The sequence below is a fragment of the Paraburkholderia hiiakae genome, assembly GCF_904848665.1.
GTDB lineage: Bacteria > Pseudomonadota > Gammaproteobacteria > Burkholderiales > Burkholderiaceae > Paraburkholderia > Paraburkholderia hiiakae.
Genome location: NZ_CAJHCQ010000002.1, coordinates 495,375 through 518,501, shown reverse-complemented (window position 1 = coordinate 518,501; position 23,127 = coordinate 495,375). Strand labels below are relative to the sequence as shown.

At 63.2% G+C, this 23,127-nt stretch carries 21 protein-coding genes and 1 pseudogene; 17 read left to right on the top strand and 5 right to left on the bottom strand.

Going from position 1 to position 23,127, the window contains the following annotated elements; genetic code table 11:
* The first annotated feature begins 20 nt into the window (after window positions 1-20).
* The 3 genes from JMY28_RS06275 (at window position 21) to JMY28_RS06265 (ending at window position 2,362) form a co-directional block, all read left to right on the top strand.
* Window positions 21-917 carry a LysR family transcriptional regulator gene (locus JMY28_RS06275; protein ID WP_201695015.1) on the top strand — a complete coding sequence of 299 codons (897 nt, stop codon included), beginning with the start codon at window positions 21-23 and terminating at the stop codon, window positions 915-917.
* Window positions 918-1,155: 238 nt separating this feature from the next.
* A complete protein-coding gene (locus tag JMY28_RS06270) occupies window positions 1,156-2,049 on the top strand; it encodes a class I SAM-dependent methyltransferase (RefSeq protein WP_201695014.1) in 894 nt (297 codons plus the stop codon).
* A gap of 64 nt (window positions 2,050-2,113) precedes the next feature.
* Complete coding sequence (locus tag JMY28_RS06265) at window positions 2,114-2,362, top strand: PfkB family carbohydrate kinase (protein WP_236596723.1); 249 nt, start codon at window positions 2,114-2,116, stop codon at window positions 2,360-2,362.
* Window positions 2,363-2,555: 193 nt separating this feature from the next.
* Here the strand turns inward: JMY28_RS06265 and JMY28_RS06260 are convergent, their stop codons facing one another.
* Window positions 2,556-2,870, bottom strand: coding sequence for a DUF4148 domain-containing protein (locus tag JMY28_RS06260; protein WP_201695013.1), 315 nt, complete (start codon window positions 2,868-2,870; stop codon window positions 2,556-2,558).
* Between the two features lie 681 nt (window positions 2,871-3,551).
* Here JMY28_RS06260 and JMY28_RS06255 point away from each other — a divergent pair.
* Window positions 3,552-4,331, top strand: coding sequence for an alpha/beta hydrolase family protein (locus JMY28_RS06255; RefSeq protein WP_201695012.1), 780 nt, complete (start codon window positions 3,552-3,554; stop codon window positions 4,329-4,331).
* Window positions 4,332-4,585: 254 nt separating this feature from the next.
* On the opposite strand, the gene JMY28_RS06250 is transcribed toward JMY28_RS06255, so the two are convergent.
* Window positions 4,586-5,725 (bottom strand): iron-containing alcohol dehydrogenase, encoded by a 1,140-nt coding sequence (locus tag JMY28_RS06250; protein WP_201695011.1) that lies wholly within the window; start codon window positions 5,723-5,725, stop codon window positions 4,586-4,588.
* 174 nt (window positions 5,726-5,899) lie between these two features.
* Between JMY28_RS06250 and JMY28_RS06245 the strand changes: the two genes are divergently transcribed.
* The 13 genes and pseudogenes from JMY28_RS06245 to JMY28_RS06185 all read left to right on the top strand — a co-directional run bounded on the left by JMY28_RS06245 (window position 5,900) and on the right by JMY28_RS06185 (window position 19,033).
* Window positions 5,900-6,835, top strand: a complete 936-nt coding sequence (locus JMY28_RS06245; protein WP_201695010.1) for a LysR family transcriptional regulator — start codon at window positions 5,900-5,902, stop codon at window positions 6,833-6,835.
* Between the two features lie 117 nt (window positions 6,836-6,952).
* The gene (locus JMY28_RS06240) at window positions 6,953-7,474 is read left to right on the top strand and encodes a 2,4'-dihydroxyacetophenone dioxygenase family protein (RefSeq protein ID WP_201695009.1); all 522 of its coding nucleotides are present in this window, start codon (window positions 6,953-6,955) and stop codon (window positions 7,472-7,474) included.
* Window positions 7,471-8,208 (top strand): SDR family NAD(P)-dependent oxidoreductase, encoded by a 738-nt coding sequence (locus JMY28_RS06235; RefSeq protein ID WP_201695008.1) that lies wholly within the window; start codon window positions 7,471-7,473, stop codon window positions 8,206-8,208. The genes JMY28_RS06240 and JMY28_RS06235 overlap by 4 nt, the downstream gene beginning before the upstream one ends.
* 57 nt (window positions 8,209-8,265) lie before the next feature.
* The gene (locus JMY28_RS06230) at window positions 8,266-9,567 is read left to right on the top strand and encodes an MFS transporter (RefSeq protein WP_201695007.1); all 1,302 of its coding nucleotides are present in this window, start codon (window positions 8,266-8,268) and stop codon (window positions 9,565-9,567) included.
* A gap of 27 nt (window positions 9,568-9,594) precedes the next feature.
* Complete coding sequence (locus JMY28_RS06225; RefSeq protein WP_201695006.1) at window positions 9,595-10,323, top strand: SDR family NAD(P)-dependent oxidoreductase; 729 nt, start codon at window positions 9,595-9,597, stop codon at window positions 10,321-10,323.
* Window positions 10,324-10,377: 54 nt separating this feature from the next.
* The gene (locus JMY28_RS06220; RefSeq protein WP_201695005.1) at window positions 10,378-11,193 is read left to right on the top strand and encodes an IclR family transcriptional regulator; all 816 of its coding nucleotides are present in this window, start codon (window positions 10,378-10,380) and stop codon (window positions 11,191-11,193) included.
* Between the two features lie 140 nt (window positions 11,194-11,333).
* Window positions 11,334-12,296, top strand: a complete 963-nt coding sequence (locus JMY28_RS06215) for a LysR substrate-binding domain-containing protein (protein WP_201695004.1) — start codon at window positions 11,334-11,336, stop codon at window positions 12,294-12,296.
* A gap of 113 nt (window positions 12,297-12,409) precedes the next feature.
* Window positions 12,410-14,170, top strand: coding sequence for an L-lactate permease (locus tag JMY28_RS06210; RefSeq protein ID WP_201695003.1), 1,761 nt, complete (start codon window positions 12,410-12,412; stop codon window positions 14,168-14,170).
* 85 nt (window positions 14,171-14,255) lie between these two features.
* Window positions 14,256-15,443 carry a CaiB/BaiF CoA transferase family protein gene (locus JMY28_RS06205; RefSeq protein WP_201695002.1) on the top strand — a complete coding sequence of 396 codons (1,188 nt, stop codon included), beginning with the start codon at window positions 14,256-14,258 and terminating at the stop codon, window positions 15,441-15,443.
* Window positions 15,440-16,369: an HpcH/HpaI aldolase/citrate lyase family protein gene (locus JMY28_RS06200; protein WP_201695001.1), complete on the top strand. Its 930-nt coding sequence runs from the start codon at window positions 15,440-15,442 to the stop codon at window positions 16,367-16,369. Before JMY28_RS06205 ends, JMY28_RS06200 begins: the two co-directional genes overlap by 4 nt.
* Window positions 16,370-17,048: 679 nt before the next feature.
* Window positions 17,049-17,168: pseudogene (locus tag JMY28_RS39500) on the top strand (integrase core domain-containing protein); the annotation flags it as partial.
* 145 nt (window positions 17,169-17,313) lie between these two features.
* Window positions 17,314-18,114 carry a hypothetical protein gene (locus tag JMY28_RS06190; RefSeq protein WP_201695000.1) on the top strand — a complete coding sequence of 267 codons (801 nt, stop codon included), beginning with the start codon at window positions 17,314-17,316 and terminating at the stop codon, window positions 18,112-18,114.
* Window positions 18,104-19,033 carry a glycosyltransferase family 4 protein gene (locus JMY28_RS06185; protein ID WP_201694999.1) on the top strand — a complete coding sequence of 310 codons (930 nt, stop codon included), beginning with the start codon at window positions 18,104-18,106 and terminating at the stop codon, window positions 19,031-19,033. The genes JMY28_RS06190 and JMY28_RS06185 overlap by 11 nt, the downstream gene beginning before the upstream one ends.
* Window positions 19,034-19,200: 167 nt before the next feature.
* Here JMY28_RS06185 and JMY28_RS06180 read toward each other — a convergent pair whose 3' ends face one another.
* From JMY28_RS06180 to JMY28_RS06170, 3 genes are all read right to left on the bottom strand, one after another.
* Window positions 19,201-20,151 (bottom strand): hypothetical protein, encoded by a 951-nt coding sequence (locus JMY28_RS06180; RefSeq protein WP_201694998.1) that lies wholly within the window; start codon window positions 20,149-20,151, stop codon window positions 19,201-19,203.
* A 143-nt stretch (window positions 20,152-20,294) separates the two neighbouring features.
* Entirely contained in the window at window positions 20,295-21,716 is a 1,422-nt protein-coding gene (locus JMY28_RS06175; protein WP_236596722.1) for a TolC family protein, read from the bottom strand.
* On the bottom strand, window positions 21,706-23,127 hold the full coding sequence (locus JMY28_RS06170) for an HlyD family type I secretion periplasmic adaptor subunit (protein ID WP_201694997.1): 1,422 nt from the start codon (window positions 23,125-23,127) through the stop codon (window positions 21,706-21,708). The genes JMY28_RS06175 and JMY28_RS06170 overlap by 11 nt, the downstream gene beginning before the upstream one ends.

Here is a 23,127-nt window from a genome sequence, read left to right as displayed (position 1 = left end):
TTGATTTGTTTTTTATATCAATGAATCTTCGCCATCTCGAATACTTCGTGGTTCTCGCCGAGGAGCTGCACTTCCGGCGCAGCGCCGAGCGGCTCGGCGTGACACAGGCCCCGTTGAGTCTGGCGATCCAGGCGCTGGAGGCGGACCTCGGTGCGCGCCTGTTTCACCGCACGCGGCGCGAAGTCTCGCTGACGGAGGCGGGCATTGCCCTGCTCGAAGACGCGCGTGCGATCCTCGCGCGCGTCGAGCATGCGAAGGAGTCGGTCTGGGAGACGGTCAGCGGCGAGGTCGGCCGCCTGCGGGTGGGATTCACGAACGCCTGCTCGCTTTCGCCCGTGTTTCCGCGGTTGATCCACGCCTACCGCACGCGACGGCCGAAAGTCATCATGTCGCTCATCGAGCTTTCTTCGACGCGCCAGCTCGAAGCCATCGAGCAACGCGAGCTCGACGTCGGCCTGTTGCGCGCACCGCTTGGCGGCGCCTCGTCGAACCTCGTGCTCACGCCGCTCTACACCGAGCCGCTGCTGCTCGCGGTGCCCTCGCGGCATCGGCTCGCGAAGGCGCGCACCGTGCGCGTGGCGGATCTGAACGGCGAACCGTTCATCGCCTACCCGCGCGCGGCAGGTGTCGTCGTCCACGAGCAAACGCTCGCCCTGTGCGCCAAACGCGGCTTCGAGCCGGAAGTCGTGCAGGAAGCCCAGCAAGCGTCGACGCTGGTCGGTCTGATCGCAACGGGGCTCGGCATTGCGCTCGTGCCGGCGTCGCTGCGCGCCATCGCGGTGCCCGGCGTCGTGTTTCGCACCCTCGATGACGACGACACGACGACGACGCTCTACATCGCGCACCGCTACGGCGATGCGAACGCGCGCGTCACGCAGTTCGTCGACCTGGCGCTCGCGTCCCGGCAGGCGGAATGACCGGGACGCAGCGGACGCGGCCGCATCAAGACCGCCTGGGTAAAACGTCAAGACGCGGGGCCATCGACCGCCTCGGTTCTCTCCGTACTACTGAGTAAATCCAGCAGTGTCCCAACGCGCAGTTCCGTCCCGCGAGCGGACCCGTGTGCTCGAGCGTTGGATCGGCTCCACCGGCTCACCAGCGCGAGAGCGCATAACCGGGTATCGTGTCGACTATCCAGAACCTGCCCCCTCGCCCATGAATCCGGTCCAACATCATCGAGTCTTCGCGCGTCTTGCACTGAAACGTACTGCCGCCATCGTCACGGCGTCTCTCGCGCTCCTCGCGGCTGGATGCGCGACGCCCACACAGCAGGCCGGGCTCAGCGCGCACTCGCAACCTGCGCCTACCACCTCACTCGATGCCGCCATTGACGGTTCCCAGCGTAACGAGCGGGCCAAAGCGCGGGACGTCTATCGACATCCGAAAGAGACGTTGGAGTTCTTCGGCGTCGAGCCCACGCAAACGGTGCTCGAAATCGCACCGGGCGGCGGCTGGTACACGGATATCCTGGCGCCGTGGCTGCACGATCGCGGCCATCTTTACGAGGCCCAGTACGTCAGCACGTCAGCGGAACTGGCCGCCGAAGACCGCAACACCGACGCCGCCTTTTTGCGCAAGCTCGCGGCGGCTCCGGCGCTTTATGGCAACGTCAAGGTCGGCACCTTGCACGCAGGCGAATTCGAGGGCTTTGACGCGCACGGCCAGTTCGACCAGGTGCTCACGTTCCGCAACATCCACAACTGGATCAAGGATGGCCAGATCGACGACAACCTGCGCGCGTTCTATGCCGCGCTCAAACCCGGCGGCGTGCTTGGCGTCGAGGAGCATCGCGCGCGGCGAGGCGCGACCGTGCAGCAAATGATCGATACCGGCTATGTAACCGAAGCGTACGTGATCGAGCATGCGCAGAGCGCCGGCTTCGTGCTGGCCGCACGTAGCGAGATCAACGCGAATCTGAAGGACACCAAGGATTATCCGCATGGTGTCTGGTCGCTGCCGCCGAGCTACGAGGGCGGCGACGCGGACCGCGCGCATTATGCCGCTATCGGCGAATCGGATCGCATGACGCTCAGGTTCATCAAGCCATAACGCAGCCGCTGCGCCGACGGCGCACACGGGTTCGGGCATTCGGCGCGTCGCGGAGCAAGAACCGTTGCGGCGTCACGCCGCTCGCCGAGGATCAGGCGTACATCGCGTCGGCGGCTTCGCCGTCACGCCGGTCGACAGCCATGGCGCGGGCGATGCGCATACGGGTGTTCTGCTGGCGTCGCTAGCAGAAGGTCGCGCTCCCCTGGAGGCAACGCGACGCGCCAATGCCGCTGCAGCGCTTGCAGTGACCCGTTTCGGTCCAGCGACAGCGCCTGTGCGCGAGGAAACTGACCGGATGATGGGAACACGATAATTCCTGCCGATCGACGCGGCGCAGCAAGTGTGAACGCGGAGTCCTTCACCCTTGCGGAGCGTCGCGCCCCGCAAGGGTCGTTGCTTAGTTGCGGGTTAAACCGGGCGCTCGATATCAGGCACCCCAGCCCGGCCAAGTACGCCGACACCGCACACAGATACGTCGCTGCGACGCGCAAAACCAGGTTCGATCACTATTGACTCGCACCTTGTCCAATACCCGCCTTCTTTTGCGCGTTCTGCAAATCCTGCGGATAGTTCTGATCATTGGCGCGGCCGGGCTGATAGCCCGCATCCTCAAGCTTCTTCAATTCCGCGTTCTTTTTTGCCCGCGCTTCCTTTCTGGCCTGCTTGCGCTCCGCCTTGGTCGGCTTTGCAGACGACGCGCCCTGCAACGCTGCGGCATTTCCTGCGCCCGAAGCGTCGTTCTGCGCGAGGGTTGGCGTAACCGCGCCAACCCCGAGCGAGGCTGCGGCGAGAAGGACCATCATATGTCTGGCGATAGGCATTTTCACTCCTGTTCTCAGTTAGTTGATGTAGTGAGCGGCCCTGAAAAGTGGCTCAAAGCCAAATACCAATATAGGACATTGAATATCGCGTATCGCGACTGGCGAGGATGCAGACATAAATTACACCAGAGAGGTCGAGTGGGTGGGCCATCGCGCCCGAAGCGGTAGCCACGAGCCTCAAGATCGGGAATCGCGGACTTCGAATGCTTGTTCTCCGCGGTTGATTCGGAGACCAAATGATGAACCTCGTCGACGCAAAAGCCGCCTGATGCGCACACCTCCGATGTTTCGAATACTTCCTGCACGGGGAAGTACAACGTGCGCTTTGGCTATGGGACGAATGGCGGCGGATTGGGCGAGCACGTTGTACCATTGGCCTATCTCCGTAGGCATTGCGTCGAAACGATTGCGGGCGGAGGCACATTTGAGGATGCCGCGCGAGACATTAAGCGGTTTCTCACATAGCGGTTCGGTGTACGGCGGAATTGGGCTACAGTCAACGATGCCGGTTCTGCTGCCTAAAACCGGGAGCATCTACGCACGGCTCGAACGGCACGGCGTCGAATTCACGCCGCCTAAACTAGTGCCTGTTCACGCTAATGATGAGCTCGGAGTGTTCGCCAGAGAGAATCGTAGCGTTAGGGGAACAGGCCCCAAGCATTCCACCCGTGGAGGTCCGCAATGCCTACCGAACGATTCACGTTTCCAGGATCGGATGGACAACAGCTTTCCGGCCGGCTTGAGTTGCCTGACGCGGAGCCTCACGCGTTCGCCCTGTTCGCCCATTGCTTCACGTGCGGGAAGGACGTTTTCGCAGCGAGCCGGATCGCCCAGGCGCTGACCGAGCACGGAATCGCCGTGCTGCGGTTCGATTTCACGGGGCTTGGCGCAAGCGAAGGCGAATTCGCGAACACCAACTTTTCCTCGAACTGCCGCGACCTGATCGCGGCAGCCGATCATCTGCGCGCGACGCACCGCGCGCCCGCGCTGCTGATCGGCCACAGCCTGGGGGGTGCCGCCGTGCTCGCCGCGGTGTCGGACGTCACAGGCGCCGAGGCCGTCGTCACGATCGGGGCGCCGAGCGACCCCGGGCATGTGACAGGGCTCTTTAAGGACTACCTGCCGCAAATCGAGGCCGAGGGCGAGGCGCAAGTCCAGTTGTCGGGACGGCCGTTCCGGATCAAGCGTCAGTTCCTCGAGGACGTCGCCGAGCAGCGGCTGACGGAGAAGATCACCGGCATGAATCTCCCCCTGTTGGTCATGCATGCACCCGACGACTCGACGGTCGGCATCGTCAACGCGAACCACATCTTCCGGGCCGCACGGCATCCCAAGAGCTTCATCTCGCTGGCCGGGGCGGACCACCTTCTGTCGCGCAAGCCCGACGCCATCTACGCGGCGAACGTGATTGCGGTGTGGAGCGAGCGCTACCTCGGCGCGAACGGCGCCGAGGGGGCTTAGCGCCGTTATTTGCGTGAGCCTGTCCCAAGGACGGTCATTAGCGTGCGGGCTCAGGCGTACTACCCGCATAGGGCAATGCGTGCGTGCGGCCAGGGAAGACACCGAATCACGAAACGCCACCTAGACGGAATCCGTCCTTCGAAGCCGTCATTGCCGTGGCGTTCGGCCGAAGGGCCGGAGTGACTGCGTCGCGACGCTATCCGCGAGGCAGATCGACGCGGGCAAAACGGCCGTCACACCGAAACCGCGCCGCGTTACATCGACGATTCGAGCATGGCGCGGTAGTCGTCTGCGGAGGCCTCGCGCGGATTGGTCTTGTGGCTGTGATCCTTGAGCGCGCCCTTGATGATCTCGGGGAACATCTCAGCGTTCACGCCTAGCTGCGCGAGGCCCGTCGGCAAGCCGAGCCGTTCGGTCATGGCGCGCACAGCGGGCGCCACTTCCGCGCCGCTGCCTAACCCCATCGCCGTCGCCAGACGGTTGAGCTTGCCTTCGTCACGCACCGAAGGCGCTTGCTCGTTGAACCGCAGTACAGCCGGCAGGAAAATAGCGTTGAGCGTGCCATGATGCAAACGTGGATTGAATCCGCCGAGCGAATGGCTAAGGCTGTGCACGCAACCCAAGCCCTTCTGGAACGCCAGCGCGCCCTGCATCGAGGCGCTCATCATGTTCAGGCGCGCCACGCGGTCGCCGCCATCGCGCGTCGCGCGCTCGATATGACGCCACGCGCGCCACAATCCGTCCAGCGCAATACCGTCAGCGGGCGGATTGAAAGCGGGCGCGAGAAAGGTCTCCATGCAATGGGCAATGGCGTCCATGCCCGTCGCCGCCGTCAAAACCGGCGGCAAGCCTAGCGTGAGTTCGGGATCGCAAATCGCCACACGGGGCACGACATAAGGCGAAATCACGCCGACCTTGCGCCCATCGTCGAGAATCAGGATCGCGCCGCGTCCCACTTCGCTACCGGTGCCCGCCGTCGTCGGCACGGCAATAACCGGGGCCGTCTTCGCCGTGATGTTTGCCGCCCCACCTTCGATCACGGCAAAACGCTGCAATGGCCCTTCGTGCGTTGCGCAAACGGCCACGCCTTTTGCGAGGTCGATTGCCGAACCGCCGCCAACTGCGACGACGCCGTCGCACTCGCCTGCGCGGTAGGCCGCCACGGCCTCGCGCACCGCCGCCTCGTTCGGATTGGGCGGGGTGCCGTCGTAGATCGTTGCGGGCGCAACGCCTGCCAGAGCGTCAATCACGCTATCGATGATTCCCGCTGCACGCACTCCCTTGTCCGTGACGATCAAAGGCCGGCTGATGCCCACACGTTCGCATTCGTCCTTGAGCAAGCGAATGGCGCCGAAATCGAACTGAATCTGCGTGACGTAGTTGATGAGGGACATAGGATTGAGCTTCAGTTATAGTGAATTCGACCGTTGCGGCAGCAATCGCTCGAGACTGCAATTTGATTACCGCATTTCAGCCGCATAGTGCTATTGTTTCGGGCCAGTATAGGGAGACGCCCATTACGCGGTAATTGAGAAGATTTGATACGGCTATAACTTTTCCTCAACCCCATGACCCCGTCGCTCAATTCCATCATCTCCCGCCTCCATGTGAAGCAGCTCCGGCTTTTGATCGCACTGGGCGATCACGGCTCGCTGCTAAAGGCCGCGCAACAGGTCGCGCTCACGCAGCCAGGTGCGAGCAAAGCGCTGCAGGAGATCGAAACGACGTTTGGCACGCCGCTCTTCAATCGCACCAATCGCGGACTCGAGCCCACCGAAGCGGGACACTGCGCGATCCGCTACGCGCGCTTGATTCACACCGATCTCACGCATTTGCGCGAGGAGTTGGTTGGACTCTCGCGCGGGCGTGGCGGACGCGTGGCCGTTGGCGTCATCATGGGTGCGGTACCGCTGCTAACCGATGCGATTTCCACGTTGATCGCGGCGCATCCGGAAATGTCGGTTGAAATCGTCGAAGACACGAGCTCGGCGCTCCTGAGCCAGATCGACGCGGGCAGGCTCGATCTCGCGATCTGCCGCACCACGGTCAGCCAGACGCCGCAGCACTACGAGAGCGTCAAGCTTCAGGACGAAACGCTCGCCGTCATCGCCAACGTGCGGCATCCGTTGCGCCGCGCGAAGAAGCTCGCGCTCAAGGACATGGAGAAGTACCGCTGGGTGGTCTACCGCGCGAACATGCCGATGCGGCTGTTGCTCGAACGCGAGTTTCGCGAGGCCGAAATCCGCTTTCCGATGCATCTGCTCGAAACGACCTCCGCGTTCGCCACGCTCGCGTTGCTACAGGGTAATCCGTCGTTCGTCGCGCTGGTTTCGATCGACGTCGCGCAGTTCTTCGCCAGCCAGGAAATGGCCTGCATCCTCCCGCTGCGCCTCGCTTCGCGCAGCGAACCTTATGAACTCGTCACGCGCAAAGGCGCACCGCTCGCGCCCGCGGCGCGGCTGCTCATCGAAGCGCTGTACGACAAGCAGGGTATTGAATTCTGAGTGCGTGGCGACCGAGCCCGGGGGGAAACCCTGGCATTGACCTAAATCAAATCCCTCCCGCACAATGAACCATATCGTGGACCTAATGTCCATATTATGGACGCATGAGAGCAACTGATGACGGATAAAACCTATTCCCCCATGACGCCGTATCAGCTTCCGTTCCCCAAGGAAGCGCAACAGGAAATCGTCATTCCCCACGCCATTCCCGCCGACGAGCGCGAGTGGGTGCCCCAGGCTGAGAACGTGTGGTTCCGCCCGTTGTGCCTGAACACGGCACAGGGCTACTGGATGAATTTGCTGCGCGTCCGCAAGTCAGGTGTCCTGAGCAGGCACCGGCATCCGCAGGCCGTTCACGGCATGGTGCTCAAGGGCCGCTGGCGCTATCTGGAGCACGACTGGGAAGCGACCGAAGGCAGCTATGTGTTCGAGCCGCCCGGCGAAACGCACACGCTCTACGTGCCGGAAGACGTCGAGGAAATGATCACCTACTTCCAGGTGAACGGCGTGATGTTCTATTGCGATCCGTGGGGCAACTACACGGGCTATGAAGATGTGTTCACGAAGATCGACATGTGCCGCAAACATTACGCGGCGGTGGGTCTTGGCGAGGATTATGTGGACCAGTTCATCCGATGAGCCGCGCCCAATACGATTTCGCGGGGCGCGTAGCCGTCGTGACAGGCGCGGCGGGCGGCATAGGCCGCGCGATCTGCAACGCGTTTGCGCGCGGCGGCGCGCGCACGGTCAACTGGGACCGCGTGCCCGGCTCGCTCGATACGCAAGATGCACCCCGTCATATCGAGGCCGACGTCACGCGAGCGGAGACGATCGAAGCGGCACTGGCCGCGACGCTCGCGGAATTCGGGCGCATCGACTACCTCGTGAACAACGCGGGCTTCGCCGGCTCGACCGTTCCCCTCGACGCCTACGATCCCGCCGAATGGCAACGCATTGTCGACGTCAACCTGGTCGGCACCTATCACGTTTGCCGGTACGTCGTTCCCGCCATGCGCCGCGCCGGTACGGGGCGCATCGTCAATGTGGCGTCGCTCGCGGGCAAGGAAGGCACGCCGAACGCATCCGCCTACAGCGCGGCGAAGGCCGGCGTGATCGCGCTCACCAAATCGCTTGGCAAGGAGCTCGCGCAAACGGGCATTCTCGTCAATGGCATTGCGCCCGCTGCCGTGCAAACGCCGCTGCTCGCACAGATGTCGGCCGCCCACGTGCAGACGATGATCGACAAGAGCCCACTCGGGCGTCTGGGCACCGTCGATGAGGTCGCCGATCTCGCGCTATGGCTTTGTTCGGATTCCTGCACGTTCAGCACCGGCGCGATATTCGATCTTTCCGGCGGCCGCGCGACGTATTAGTACACGAACCGCCCGATCCAAGACACACACACGATAACAGCCAAAAGGAGACACGCCATGACCAAAAAACCGCAACGGCTCAAACGCATACAGACAATAGCCGTCGCCTTTCTGACAATAGCGGGCATCGTCAACTATCTGGACCGCAGCACGCTTTCCATCGCCAATCATTCGGTGGCGGAGGAACTGCATCTGAGCGCTTCGCAAATGGGCTTGCTGCTTTCGGCGTTCTCGCTCGCTTATGCGTTCGCGCAATTGCCGGTGGGCGCGATGCTCGACCGTTTCGGCTCGCGGGTGATGCTCGGGCTTGGCATGCTGGTGTGGTCGCTTGCGCAGGTCACGGGCGGATTCATCCAGACGCTCAATCATTTTCTGGCAGCGCGCGTGGTGCTGGGCATCGCCGAAGCGCCGCTCTTTCCGGCGGGCGCCAAAGTCATTCACGAGTGGTTCGCCGTGCGCGAACGCGGCGCGCCAACGGGTACATTCGTTTCCTCGTCGACCATTGCGCCGATGATCGCGCCGCCGCTGCTCACGGTGCTGATGCTCGCATTCGGCTGGCGTCCGATGTTCATCATCATGGGCGTGCTGGGCGTGCTCGTCGCGGTCGGCTGGTATATGGTCTATCGCAACCGCGATCAGATCACGCTCACGGCTGAAGAAACGGCCTGGCTCGAAGACGGCGCAACCGAAGCCCCGAAAAAGAGTTCACTGAGCTTCGCCGAGTGGGGCATGCTGCTCAAGCAGCGCAACACGTGGGGCATGATCTTCGGCTTCATGGGCGTGATCTACATGGTGTGGCTCTATCTCACCTGGCTGCCGGGCTATCTGGAGAAGGAGCGTCATATCTCCATCGCGCATACGGGCTGGCTCGTCGCCATTCCCTATGTATTCGGCACGATCGGCATGGCCAGCAGCGGCTTTATTTCCGATTACCTGCTCAAGCGCGGCATGGCGCCCATCCGCAGTCGCAAGTGGCCGCTGTGTGTCGGCCTGATCGGCGCCGCGGCCTTCACCGTACCCGCCGCCTACACGCCGAGCACCGCGCTCGCCATTACCTATGTTTCCGTTGCGATGTTCTTCGTGAACATGTCGAGCGGGGCGGCCTGGGCGCTCGTGAGCGTGGCGGCCCCTCGCCATCTCGTGGCGTCGCTTGGCAGCATGCAGAACTTCGGCGGCTATCTGGGCGGCTCGTTCGCGCCGGTCATCACCGGCATCGTGGTCGACCAGACGCATTCGTTCGTGAACGCCCTGCTCATTAGCGCAGCCGTCGCGTTCGCCGCCGCGTTCGTCTACCTCTTCGTCGTCAGGGAAGTCGCGCCTGAAGGCGAGCGCGAGGCGGCCGCGACCCAACCCACCTGATTCACCCATTCATTCGCACTACGCATCATGACATTCAAGGACAACTTTCTCGCGGGCAAGGTCGCGCTCGTGACCGGCGGACACTCCGGCATCGGCGCGGCTATCGCCAACCGGCTCGCGCAACTCGGCGCGCGCACAACGGCCGCCGGCCTGCCGCCTCCCGCCGGTACGCCCGACGCACTCGATGCGGGCGTGCAGCGCGCCTCGCTCGACGTACGTTCCACCGAAGACGTGGCGCAACTGATTGATGGCTTCGAGCGGCTCGATATCGTCGTGAACTGCGCGGGCGTGATCAGCCGCGGCGAAGAGCACCAGATCGAAGCGTTCGAGCGCGTGCTCGACATCAATCTCAACGGCACCATGCGTGTGTGTACGAGTGCGCGAGCGTTGCTCAAGGCGTCGTCTGGCTGCATCGTCAATACGGCCTCCATGCTGAGCTTTTTCGGTGGCGGCCTCGTGCCGGCCTATAGCGCCAGCAAGGGCGGCGTGGCGCAGCTCACGCGCTCGCTCGCCATTGCCTATGCGCCCGACAACATCCGCGTCAATGCGCTCGCGCCCGGCTGGATCGCCACGCCCCTCACCCAGGCGCTGCAGGACGACGATGGGCGCTCGCAGGGCATACTCGAGCGCACGCCGATGAAACGCTGGGGGCAGCCCGAGGAAGTTGCGAACGTCGCCGCGTTTCTTTGCTCGCCCGCCGCTTCGTTCATGACGGGCGCGATCGTGCCCGTGGACGGCGGCTATCTGTGCGCCTGACCCCCTGGAATTGCGGGCATAATGGCGCCACACATGGTGCCCGCACGTTTTCCGATGTCGACCACTGATTCCCCCGCCTCCTCCCAACCCGGCGACGCCAAGGGCGTTGCCGGCACGGCCGCTTTTTCGAAGTTCATCGCCGTGCTTCAACTCATTGCCGACGCCAGCACGCCGCCGAACATCGCGAAGCTCGTGGCGGCGAGCGGCTATCCGCGCCCGACCGTGCATCGCATCGTCGCCGCGCTGCAGGCCGAAGGGCTCGTCGCGGCCGTGGGCGGCGGCAATACGTTCGCACTCGGGCCGCGTCTCGTGAATCTCGCGGGCCGCAGCTGGGAGCGCTCCGACCTGCGCATCGCCGCCGTCGACGCCCTCATGGAACTGCGCAACACCACCTCGGAAACGGTGCACCTCGCCGTGCCCAGCGACGGCGCAATGGTGTACATCGAAAAGCTCGAAAGTCCGCACGCGGTGCGCATGGCCTCGCGTATCGGCACGCGCGTGGCGATCACGTCGAGTTCGGTCGGCAAAGCCTGGCTCGCCACGCTCACGCCTGCCGAGCGCGAGCCACTGCTCGCGCAGGCGCCGCGCGTACGTTTCACCGAGCATACGATGACCGACCTCGGCGCGATCCGCGACGAAATCGAACTCACGGCGCAACGCGGTTATGCGGAAGACCGCGAAGAAAACGAGCAATCGATCTGGTGTTACGGCGCGGCGATTCTCGGCGCCGATGGCCAGGCAGTGGGCTGCGTGAGCGTCAGCATGCCGATGTTTCGCCGCCAGGAGGACGCGCAACGCAGCTACATCGAGCCGCTGCTCGCCGCGTGCCGCACGATTGCCGCGCGCCTTGGCCCGGTTTGCGCGCGTTAGCGCAACAACTGTTGGGCTCGCCTGCTTCGCCTCTTCCACGCGTCGCTCGTCGGGTGTCGCTGGGATATTTCGCCTGCCCGAAGTCCGCGAATCCACCTCGCGAGCAATAGCAGGCGCATGGCTTGCGATAAGCTACGCCTATGGATATCCGCCAACTCAAGTACTTCGTTGCCATTGTCGACTGCGGGAGTCTCTCCAAAGCCGCCGAGCGGCTGTGCGTCGCGCAGCCCTCGCTGAGCCAGCAGGTCGCCAGCCTCGAAAGCGAACTCAAGAGCCAGTTGCTGCTGCGCAGCCACCAGGGCGTCCAGCCCACCGAAGCCGGCCGCGCGCTCTATCTGCGCGCGCGTGACGTGCTGCGTCAGATCGAGCAGATCCCCCTCGCCGTGCGCGTGCACGGCACCGAATCGGGCCAGGTGGCGATCGGTCTGCCCACCAGCGTCGCCGTCGTGTTCGCGCTGCCGCTCTACGAGTATGTGCGCCGTCACTATCCGGGCATTCGCCTGCACATCGTCGAGGGGATGAGCGGCTACCTTGCCGAGTTGCTCGCCAACGGCCGCCTCGACATGGCGATTCTCTTTCGCGAGGCCGAGACGCGCGGCATTGCCGTGCATCCGCTTTTCGAGGAAAACCTGTACGTGTTCGGCGAAATCGAGGGCATCGGTGCGGGCGAGGACGTGCCGCTGCGCCGTCTCGCGGGCGTGCCGCTCGTGCTGCCCGGCGCGGCCAACGGATTGCGGCTGCTGATCGAGCGGGCGTTCGCGCGCGCGGGCATCGAGCCCGAAGTCGTCGCCGACATCGATTCGCTGCCGACCATGCTCGCCATCGCGCGCCAGGGCGGCGGCGTCACCATCGTCTCGTCCGACGCCTTCGGGCGCACCGCCGATCAGCATTTGATCCACCGCCTCGTCGAGCCGGAAATCGTGCGGGCGGTCGCGCTGTGCGTACCCAACGCGCTGCCCACGAGCTCCGCCTCGCTTGCGATCCAGAAAGTCGTCGAGCAGCTCGTCGGCGAGCTGGTGGAAACCGGCGTGTGGGCCGGCGTGCTGCGCCCGCCCAGCGTGTCAAGCCAGTCGCGCGGCAAGCGCAAAGAGCGGTCGATATAGGCGCGGCCTATACCCACTAGCCGCAATCGGTATTTCACGCCGCGCGCTCAGGCGGCTAGTCTGTCTCTTTCGAATCGATAGAAAAACGTCCGCGAGACGTTCGAAGGAGACACGTGTACACGCAAATATTCGACCCCGTCGCGCATTCCATCGCGGCCTCCGCCGCGTTCGCGGCCCTGCCCCTGCTTACCCTGTTCGTGCTGCTCGGCGTGCTGCGCCTGCCCGCGCGCTGGGCCGCGCTCGCCTCGCTCGTGGTCTCGATGATCGTCGCCGTGTTCGCCTACGGCATGCCGGGCGGCCAGGTCGTGAGCGGTGCGCTGGAAGGCGCGGCGATCGGCTTTTTCCCCATCATCTGGATCGGCATCAACGCGATCTGGCTGTTCAAGCTCACGCAGGAGAGCGGGCACGCCGACGTCCTGCGCCGGACGCTCGCTCACGTCAGTCCCGATCAGCGCGTGCAGGCGGTGCTGATCGCCTTCTGCTTCGGCGCGCTGCTCGAAGCGCTCGCGGGCGGGGGCGCGCCCGTCGCGATCTGCGCCGTGCTGCTGATCTCGCTTGGCGTCGAGCCGATCAAGGCCGCCACCGTCTGCCTGATCGCCGACACGAGCCCGGTCGCGTTTGGCGCGCTGGGACTGCCCATCACGGTCCTCGCCAAGATCACGCACCTGCCGGTGCACGACATCAGCGTGATGGTCGGACGTCAGGCGCCGCTGCTGTCGCTGTTCATTCCGCTCATGCTCGTGTTCATCCTCGACGGTCGCCGCGGCCTCAAGGAAGTCTGGCCGCTCGCCGCCGTCGCTGGACTCGCGTTCGCATTCGCGCAGTTCGCCGGTTCGATGCTGCTGCCCGTCGAGCTCGTCGATATCGTCGCTGCGCTGGTCTGCGCGGGCGCATCGATTGCGTTCCTTCGCGCATGGGCGCCCGCCGTGCTGCGCGCCGATCTGAACGCGCCGCAAGGCGTGCTCGCCCAGAGCGGTGCGCGTGGCGCAGCGGCTACGAACAACGGCGGCCATGGCGCGGGCCTGCAAGGCGCAGCCCTCGCCATGCCGATGACGGGCGGCGGCGCAGCCTTCGAGCGCAACCCTCAGCAAGACGCCCGGGCGCGTGCCGCGTTCGCCGATACCCCGCGCGATTCCCGCGCCGAAATCCTGCGCGCGCTCGCACCGTATGCGGCCGTGATTCTTGTCGTCGCCGCGACGCAGATCGGTTTCATCGCGCACGCCATGGGCGCCTTGACCTCGACATTCGCGTGGCCCGGCCTGCATGTCGTCGATCCGAAGGGGGCGCCGGTCTCGGCCGTCACCGCCAAGTTCGAATGGCTGCTTTCAGCGGGCTCGATCGTGCTGATCGCGGGCGCGCTGTCCGTGCCGCTCCTCAAGCTCGACGCCCGCACGGCCGCGCGCACCTACGTGAAAAACCTGCACGAGCTGCGCTGGGCCGTGTTCACCGTTTGCTGCGTGGTGGGCGTCGCATACATCATGAATCTCTCCGGGCAGATCGTGACGCTTGGCATCTGGGCCGCGCGCGCAGGCACGGCGTTCGCGCCGGTCTCGCCAGTGCTCGGCTGGTTCGCCACCGCGCTCACCGGCTCCGATACCTCGGCCAACGCGCTGTTCGGCATGCTGCAGCTCACCACCGCGCACCATACCGGCCTCTCGGACATCCTGCTCACGGCCGCCAACACCTCCGGCGGCGTGGTGGGCAAGGCGATCTCCCCGCAGAACCTCGCCGTCGGCGCGGTCGCGGTGGGCATGGTCGGCCGCGAAGGCCAGCTGTTCCGGCGCGTCGCAGGCTGGACCGTACTGATGATCGCCGCGCTCAGCCTGCTCGTATGGGCGCAATCCACGCCGCTGCTCGGCTGGATGGTGCCGTAACCCTGCCGTAACCAGGTTCGCGCGGCCTCCACGCACCCGAGCGTGGGTCGCGCCGCAAACAAGCCAGCAAGGAACTCCTGACGTCATGCAAAACTCCGCACTTCCGCTCGCCGACATCACCGTCGTCTCGATCGAACAGGCCATCGCCGCGCCCCTCGCCACCCGCCATCTGGCCGACTGGGGCGCGCGTGTCATCAAGATCGAGCGCCCCGGCACGGGCGACTTCGCACGCGGCTACGACACCGCCATGGACGGCCTGTCGAGCCAGTTCGTCTGGACCAATCGCTCGAAAGAGAGCCTCGCGCTCGACATCAAGGACGAACAGGGCCAGGAAACGCTCGAATCGCTGCTCGCGCGCGCCGACGTGTTCATCCAGAACCTCGCGCCCGGCGCCGCGAAGCGCCAGGGGCTCGACGCGAAGTCGCTCGTCGCCCGCTTTCCGCGTCTCGTCGCATGCGACATATCGGGCTACGGCAGCGGCGGCCCGTACAGCGACAAGAAAGCCTACGACCTGCTCGTTCAATGCGAAACGGGCTTTCTCTCGATCAACGGCACGCCCGAAACGCCGTCCAAATGCGGCCTCGCGATCGCCGACATCGCCACCGGTATGTACACGCTCAACGGCATCCTCATGGGCCTGCATCAGCGCGCACGCACGGGATGCGGCATGGCCTTCGAGGTGTCGCTCTTCGACGCCATGACCGAGTGGATGAGCTACCCCGCCTACTACACGCGCGGACGCGGCGAGCCGGTGCCGCGCAGCGGCGCGCGCCACGCGACGATCGCGCCATACGGACCGTTCGCGACCGGCGACGGCAAAACGGTTTTCTTCGGTGTCCAGAATGAACGCGAGTGGCAGAGCTTCTGCTCGGTGGCGCTCGGTGATGCGGCAATCGCCACCGATGCTCGCTACGTGACGAATTCGTTGCGCGTTGCCAACCGCGACGCGCTGGAGCGCGTCATCACCGAACGCTTTGCCGCGTGGACGAGCGACGAAGTCCTCGCGCGCCTTGACCGCGCGGCGATTGCCAACGCCAAGATGAACGACGTCGAAGCGCTGCTCGATCATCCGCAGCTCGTGGAGCGCCAGCGCTACCGCAGCGTGGAGACGGAGCGCGGCGCGATGGACATGTTCATGCCTGCCGTGACGATTGCGGGCGTGGAACCCGTCATGGGGCCAGTGCCCGCCGTAGGCCAGCATACCGGGGCAATTCTCGCGGAACTCGCCGAACTCGCCGCCGAGCGCGAAACCGTGCAGCGGAGCGAAGCATGAGCGCCCCGCGTATCACCCGCACCGTGCTTGCGGTGCCCGGGCATCGGCTCAAGATGCTGCAATCGGCGGCGGCGAGCGCGGCGGACGCGGTGTTCATCGATCTCGAAGATGCGGTCCCACTCGACAAGAAGCACGAAGCCTTGACCTGCGCCGTGCAGGCGCTCAACGAACTCGACTGGGGTTCGAAATGGGTGTCTGTGCGCATCAACACACGCGCGGACGGCGTGGCCGAGCACGAGGTGGATGCCCTCGTGCGCGACGCGGCGCGACTCGACGCGCTGCTCGTGCCAAAGGTCGAAAGCATTGCGATGGTGCACGACGTCGAGCGCCTGCTACGTGCGCGGCCGCCAGCGCATCGACCGGTCGCGATCGAAGCGCTGATCGAAACGGCGCGCGGGATCGTCCATGTCGACGACATCGCCGCATCGAGCGCGCAACTCGTCGCGCTGCACTTTGGCGTGGGCGACTTCTCCGCCTCGATAGGCGCGCGCAACGTCGATATCGGCGGCACGCATCCCGGCTACGCCCTCACGCTCAGGAACGACGCGAGCAGCTATGCGACGACGGCGCTCGATCTCTGGACCTATCCGATGATGCGTCTGCTGGTGGCCGCGCGCGCGTTCGGGCTGCGCGCGATCGACGGACCATGCGGCGCGTTTCGCGATCCCGTGCTCACGCGCGCCTGGGCACTCAAGGCGGCGGCAATGGGCTACGACGGCAAGCAGGTCATTCACCCCGACCAGATCGCGCCGACGTGCGAGGCTTTCAGCCCTACGCCCGCCGAAGTGCACGACGCGCGCCGCACGATCGAGGCGCTCGAAACCGCTCAGGTGGCGGGTCTCGCGGCGGTTTCGCTTGACGGTAAACTCGTGGACTTCGCCAACGTGCGCATGGCCCAGCGTGTCCTCGCGATGGCGGCGGCGTAGCTGTCTCTAGTCGCGTGCTGCTGCGTGGGTCGCAGGCAGATCTGCTATCCGATACACAACGTCGCAATCGAAGCGGTGCAGCGACAATGTCGTCGGGCGTCGGCCTACGCGAGGCAGGCAAAGCGGCGACGTTGAAGCGACACTATGACCCTCGGTGGGCGTGAGCTGAAAGACCCGTACGGGTGCTGACTTCTGACCGATGCAGTCGGGCCGACGATAAGCTAGCCCGCGCGCGCCGCAGCACGCTCGCAGCCATGTGAATGAGGGCAGGCGTCGATTAACCCTTTACGTCTACGGAAGTTCGAGATCCCTGCGCCCCAGAAACCCGGGTGTCGACTGCCCGCTTCCGGGTTCAACCACAAGCGGTCAGTCGACGTCGTCGACCCGCATAGCTTCCGCGATAGGGATGCTCTACAAGCCATCTGCTGACGGTGTACGCCAAGTATTTGCGTTGTCGAGGCGCCGATGCAGAGGGGCCACCACAGCTCACTTCGATCGCCGTCATCTCAATACGTCCGAGCGCCCTAGGGAATTTCACCGACGTGCTGGGCCGAGGCATTCGGCTGTCGATGGACGGCAAAGGCGCCTAGCGCGACAACGCATTAGTCGAGCGCGTGTGGCACAGCATCAAGTACGAAGAGATAGGCCTACTTGAGAGCCTACGTTTCGGCCGGCCACGCTCCGACGCTCCATTGACCAATACATTGAGCTGTACAACCGAAACCGTCCTCACTCGGGCCTGGCGGCTCAGACGCCCGATGGGCATACCTCGCAACGCTGCCTGTATCCGAATCGGTAGTTGGATTACCTCAGGCGTGGCCACCTCTGCCCGCGATTTTGACTACGGAGAATTGGGACTGGTCTTAGCTCATCACATAGAGTCCGAGGTGGATAATCGGTGCCTCGAACAAATCACATCCCGCTTATTTATTCACGCGCCTCTTATGCTCGAATCTACCGCTCTCGCGACGATGAAGCCCTTCTTCATGACGCCATGCCACTCCGGCAACGTCGCGGCGAATTTTGCTCAAAGTCTGCTCGCCCTCAATAACGGCTTGTGGCAATCGGGAATGCCTGGCGTCGTGCGTATCGCATCAGGTGAAAGCTTGATTACACGCGCGCGCAACGAGGCGGTCGCAGAATTCCTGTTGGACCCCAGCCTGACGCATCTCTTCTGGATCGACGCCGATATAGGCTTTACCGTGGATCAAGTCTTCCGCCTCTTGCTGGCCGATCGCGATGTGGTGGCCGGCGCATATCCGGTCAAGCGCTTCGACTGGCCGTCTCAATTGCCAGCAGGCCTCACTCGTGAAACTTTCCACCAGCGCTATCTGCGTTATCCCGTCAACGCGCATGACGGCGTCGCGTCCAATATCGATGAAGACGGCTTTCTGGAGGTCAGCGAAGCACCCACCGGCTTTATGTGCATCCGGCGCAACGTCATCGAAGCGATGCTGGCAAATCTGCCGAAGCTGAAATATGTGCCGGACGGCCCACCTGATTCTCCTTTGCGCGAATTCTGCTATCGATTCTTCGACGTCATGGTCGAACCGACCACGGGACGATATCTCTCGGAAGACTACGCGTTCTGCCGCCGCTGGCGCGACATTGGCGGCCGCGTGTTCGTCGATACGCAATCGAAGTTGTCGCATCAGGGCATTTATACGTGGTATGGCGACTTCTCGGCTGCGCTCACGGTTAGTCCCCAGACGGCCATAGGCGGGAAATCTAAAGATGGAGACTAACGAAATTAGCAAGCAGTCGCGTGGCGGCACGGAATTGATGCTGGAATCGCTCCATGCTCGACTCAATCCTGATTTGCTGCATAAATTTCAGATTATCGCCTCGCGCGTGAGAACACTCGACCCTGCGCGTAAGCGCATTCTCTGGCTCCACGATAAGCCGTGCAGGGAAGAATCGAGCTTTCTTGAACAGGCAGCCAATCGCACGTTGTTTGCTGGAATTGTCTGCGTATCGCACTACCAAGCATTACTTTACCACCTGATTCCCGGTGTGCCTTATGGTGAAATGCGGGTCCTGCAAAACGCCATTACGCCGTTTGGTCCCTATCTGCCAAGACGCGCGCAACGGATCCGTTTGATTTATCACAGTGCACCGAATCGCGGTCTGGAAATCCTCGTGCCGGTTTTCGAGTATCTGGCGACAATTCATCCAGATATCGAACTCGATGTGTTCTCAAGTTTTCGCCTATATGGTTGGGTGGAACGGGATGAGCCATACCGTTCTCTCTTTGCTCGTTGTGTAGCACATCCTCGTATCCATTTTCATGGTGCGCAATCTAACGATAGAGTCAGACTCGCGTTAAGTGAGTGCGACATTTTCGCGTATCCTTGCATCGAACCTGAAACAAGTTGCGTCGCAGCTATAGAGGCGATGGCTGCTGGGTGCCTCATGGTCTGCCCCTCGTATGGTGCACTGCCGGAAACCACCGCGAATTTCGCGCATCTTTATCCGTTTTCAGAAGATCGACCGATTCACGCAAGACGCTTTTCCGCTGCGCTCGATGACTCCATCCGAACGATCAGGTTACGTCGCGCCGAGGACGATAGTTCACGCGCGCAACAAGTTGAATACTTCAACACGTTTTACTCATGGGATCGACGCGCTGAGGAGTGGAAACAATATCTATACCATCTGGTGTAACACAACCCCATCGCGCAAATCACCCTACGCATCGCGGTGAGACTATGCGCCCAGAACCTCATACAATCGCAAGCCGCGAAGTTTGAACAGCTATAGGCAACTGACGGAGGATAATCTCCGTCAGCGCAAATAACTACCAAACTTCCCTAGCTAGACAATACCTCTTGTCAGTTATGCGTCACAGCCAACATGGATTCGACGTTCGGCTGCTGCATTGCGAGAGTTCCCGAGTTCCCGGACGCAGCCCCGCCACCATAGGAAGCCATCATCGAAGCCAGCTGGCTCACATTGCCAGCCGGCTGTCCATAGTAGTCTGAGACTGTCACCACATTACAGCTTCCGAGACCAATTTTCGCCGTTCCATTCTGGACACTAAAGGAGGAACCTGAATAGGTCACGACACCGTTGCTATCCTCTTTAACCCAGTAGCCGTCCGCGGACTGAATAAGCTCGCTGCCCGAATTCACACTGAACGCAACAGAGTTGCCTTTCCCGTTCAGGATGATCGTGTCATTCCCATTCGCGGAAATCGCGTTGTTATTCCCGTCGACATTGACCGTCTCCGCCTGATTAACGATTGAATTCACCATGTACCAGCAGTTGACCTGGTTATCGCTACCGTTGATTGTGACGGAGGAGTTCATTGCAACTGTTACGGAATCTTGCTCCGCGTATGCTGTGTCGCCATTTCCAAGTGTCATACCAGCACCGCCGAGCGTCGCATAGATCGTCGCGTTGCGCGTTTGACCGAGCATGTCAGGGCCATAACTAGAGTTCCGCCCAAGGGTAAAGGTGTTACCACTGCCGAAGTCATAGACCCGGCTCGACGAACCCACCGTGATATTATCGCCCGTACCGCGATCATTCACCCAGCTGGAGTTTCCGAGTTCTACCGTATTGTTTGAGCCGAACACATCTTCGTATACGCCATCGACCTGTGCGCCAGAGATAGTGTTATTACTGCCGTAGATCGTGCCACCTGTCGCGCCACTCTCCATGATGACAAAATTTCCTGAACCGTGCAGGTTCAAGGATGCGCCGCTTTCCACATCGAAGATCGAATTATCTTGAGTGTACGCAGTATTCGGATTAAGCACATCGAAGAATTGCTTTCCCATTTTAATTCCTGGTTACAAGTTTAAAATATGATTTGTAATTTACAAATCACGATTAAGAAAATCTGATTTATTGACAGATTTTCAAAAACTTTTTATGAACTTAATCCTCTCTGGTGTAGATTGGAGCAAACGTTACGAGGTAGTTACTTATAATTTTCCTGCCCCAACACCCCTAACTTCCCCGCCAGATCCACCCTTGCGTTATCCCAGTCAGCAAGCGCCTGCACCCTGCGCTGCTTCGCATTTGCCAGCGCCGCCTGTGTGTTCAGCAGTTCCAGGACGCTTCCCACGCCCGAGTCGTACCGATGCTTTGCCACATCCCACGAACGCGTCGCGATGGCGAGCAGAATCGCACTGTTCTCCGCGTTCTTCGTCGCGCCGATGAGCGTCTGGTAGCTGCTCCACACGCCGAGCGCGACCTGCCGCTTCGCGTCTTCCACCGCGTCTTCCTGTTGCTCCGCCTGCGCCTTCGCCTGATCAATCCGGTAATTGCTCCCGAAGCCCTCGAACAGCGGAATGCTCACCTGGACGCCGATGTACGCGTCGTGTCCCATCGACGAATATGTCGCGAGTCCCAACCCCATGCTCTGCGGCTGGTTGTTGCGGCTGTACTTCGCCACGAGGCTGATGCTCGGCAAACCCTGCGCGCGTGCCTGGCTCACCTTCGCCACCGCCGCCTCGTACTGCGCCTGCGCCGCCCGCACCGAGGGATGCGACGCCTGCACGTCGCGGATCATCTCCGCCACCGACTCGCTGAACGCGCGATCGATGCGCACCGTATCCGTCACCGCAGGCACATCGAGCGGCACGTCGGGCGCGAGATTCATGTCGGCCGCGAGCGTGCCGAGCGCGGTCTGCGCGTCGCTTTCGGCCTTGGTCAGGCTGAACACGGCCTGCTCGTGCTGAGTCTGCGCCTGCAGCGAGTCGGTGATGGGCGCCACGCCCTTGTCCGCGCGCGTCTGCGCGGCCTGCATGCTCTGGCGCGTCATCGCCTCGACCTCGCGCGCGGCCTGCAACTCGCCGATAGCCGTCTGCGTTGCGTAGTAATCCTTGGCAGCCTGCGCGAACGAACCCTGCAGCGTGGCATCCTGTGTGGCGCGCACCGAGTCGAGCAGCGCGTTGGCGTTCTTCAGCGCGGCCTCGCGGCCGCCGAAGTCGTAGAGCAGCCAGTTCAGGCTCACGCCCGCCGTGCGCGTGAGCGCGTTGATGTCCTCGCTGAGCGCGGGATGATTCTCGATGTCGATCACCGAGCTTTCGCGCACGCCCTGCCAGTTCGCTGAGATCCGCGGCAGATACGCCGCGCGCGCCACGCCCACCCCCGCGGCCTGCGCTTTCACGTCGGCCCACGCGGCGCGCGTCTTTGGGTTGCTGCACAGCGTGCGCCCGACCGCCTCTGCGAGCGTCAACGGAGTGCCTGGCGCCGCGTCGAACGCGCAGACCGGCACGATCGAACCACCCGCCGTCGCGGCGATGCCCTGCTCCGCACGCAGCGGATCGAACGCGTGCGCGCTCATGCTGATTGCCGCGAGGCTCGCGAACGCGATGAATGTCCGGTTAGCGTTCACGCATGCCCTCCCGTGCCGTACGCATCAGCGGATCGAGGAAATAGCCGATCACGCTGCGTTTCCCTGTGGCGATATCGGCCGTCACCGTCATTCCGGGCGTGAGCGTGATCCATCGGTTGTCGATATGAATGCGGTTCGTCGTGAGACGGATGCGCACCGGGAACGTGAGCCCGAGCTTCTTGTCCTGCACGGCGTCGTTCGATACGGCGACGATGGTGCCATCCAGATACCCGTAACGCGTATATGGAAACGCCTCGATCTTCACGGCCGCGCGCTGGCCGACCTGCACGAAGCCCACGTCCTTGTTTTGCAGCCGCGCCTCCACTTCGAGCGCATCGTCGGGCACGATCTCCATGAGCGCCTGCGCAGTCATCACCACGCCGCCCAGCGTATGCACCGCGAGCTGCTCCACCGTGCCAGCCACAGGCGCCGTGAGGCTCATGAGCGCCTGGCGCGTCGTGGCCTTGGTTTCGTCGTCGCGGTTCTGCGTGGCGGCCTGCGTGGCCTTCTCCAGTTCGTCGAGCTGGTTGCGCCGGAACTTCGACGCCGCGGCGTCCACCTGCGCGCGCTGCTCCGCAATGCCCGCCGCGAGTTCGCTCGCGTGCGCGCGTTGCGCGGCGAGTTCGTGCTCCTTGTCGAGCGCGGACTGTTCCTTGTCGAGGTAATCGTTGCGAGACACGTATTTGTCCGCCACCAGCGCGTGATACGCGTCCGCCTGCTGGCGCGCGAGCGGCGCGGTCTGCACGAGCTTGGCGATCTCCGCGCGCGTGCTCGCCAGTTGCGCCTCGCGCTTCGCCAGTTCGGCCTTCTCGCTCTTGTATTGATCGCGATATTCGAACCACGTGCCTTCGGCGTGACGCTGCGCGTCCTGCATGCGCGCGTCCGGCGCATCGTCGACTTTCGCCACTACCGGTGCGCGCGCGGCCTGCTGCGCGGCGAGCAGCGCGTTCGCGCGCGCCACCGCGAGTTCCGCATCGAGCCGCGACATGTGCGCCTTGTCGGCATCGGCGGCGGCCTGCGTGGTGTCGAGCTTCATCAGCAGATCGCCCGCTGCCACGCGCTGGCCATCCTTCACGCGGATTTCCCGCACGACACCCGTAATCGGGGGCTGCACCGTCTTCACGCGCGCGTTCGGGATGAACTGGCCGCTGGCCGTCACCACAATATCAAGTCGCCCTAACAATCCGACCTGCAATCCGAGTACCGTCAGCGCGACGAGTATTCGCATCGTCCAGCGCGGCGCAGGATGCACCGGCGTTTCGACAAGTTCGAGTTCGGCGGGCAGAAACGCGAGCTGCTCGGCGTCGCGCGTGGGATGTTCAAGGTGCGCGCGGATCTGCCAGACCTCGCGCCATACCGCCGCGTAGCGTTTCACCAGGTCAGTGAACGCCAGAAATTTCATCGATTGCAT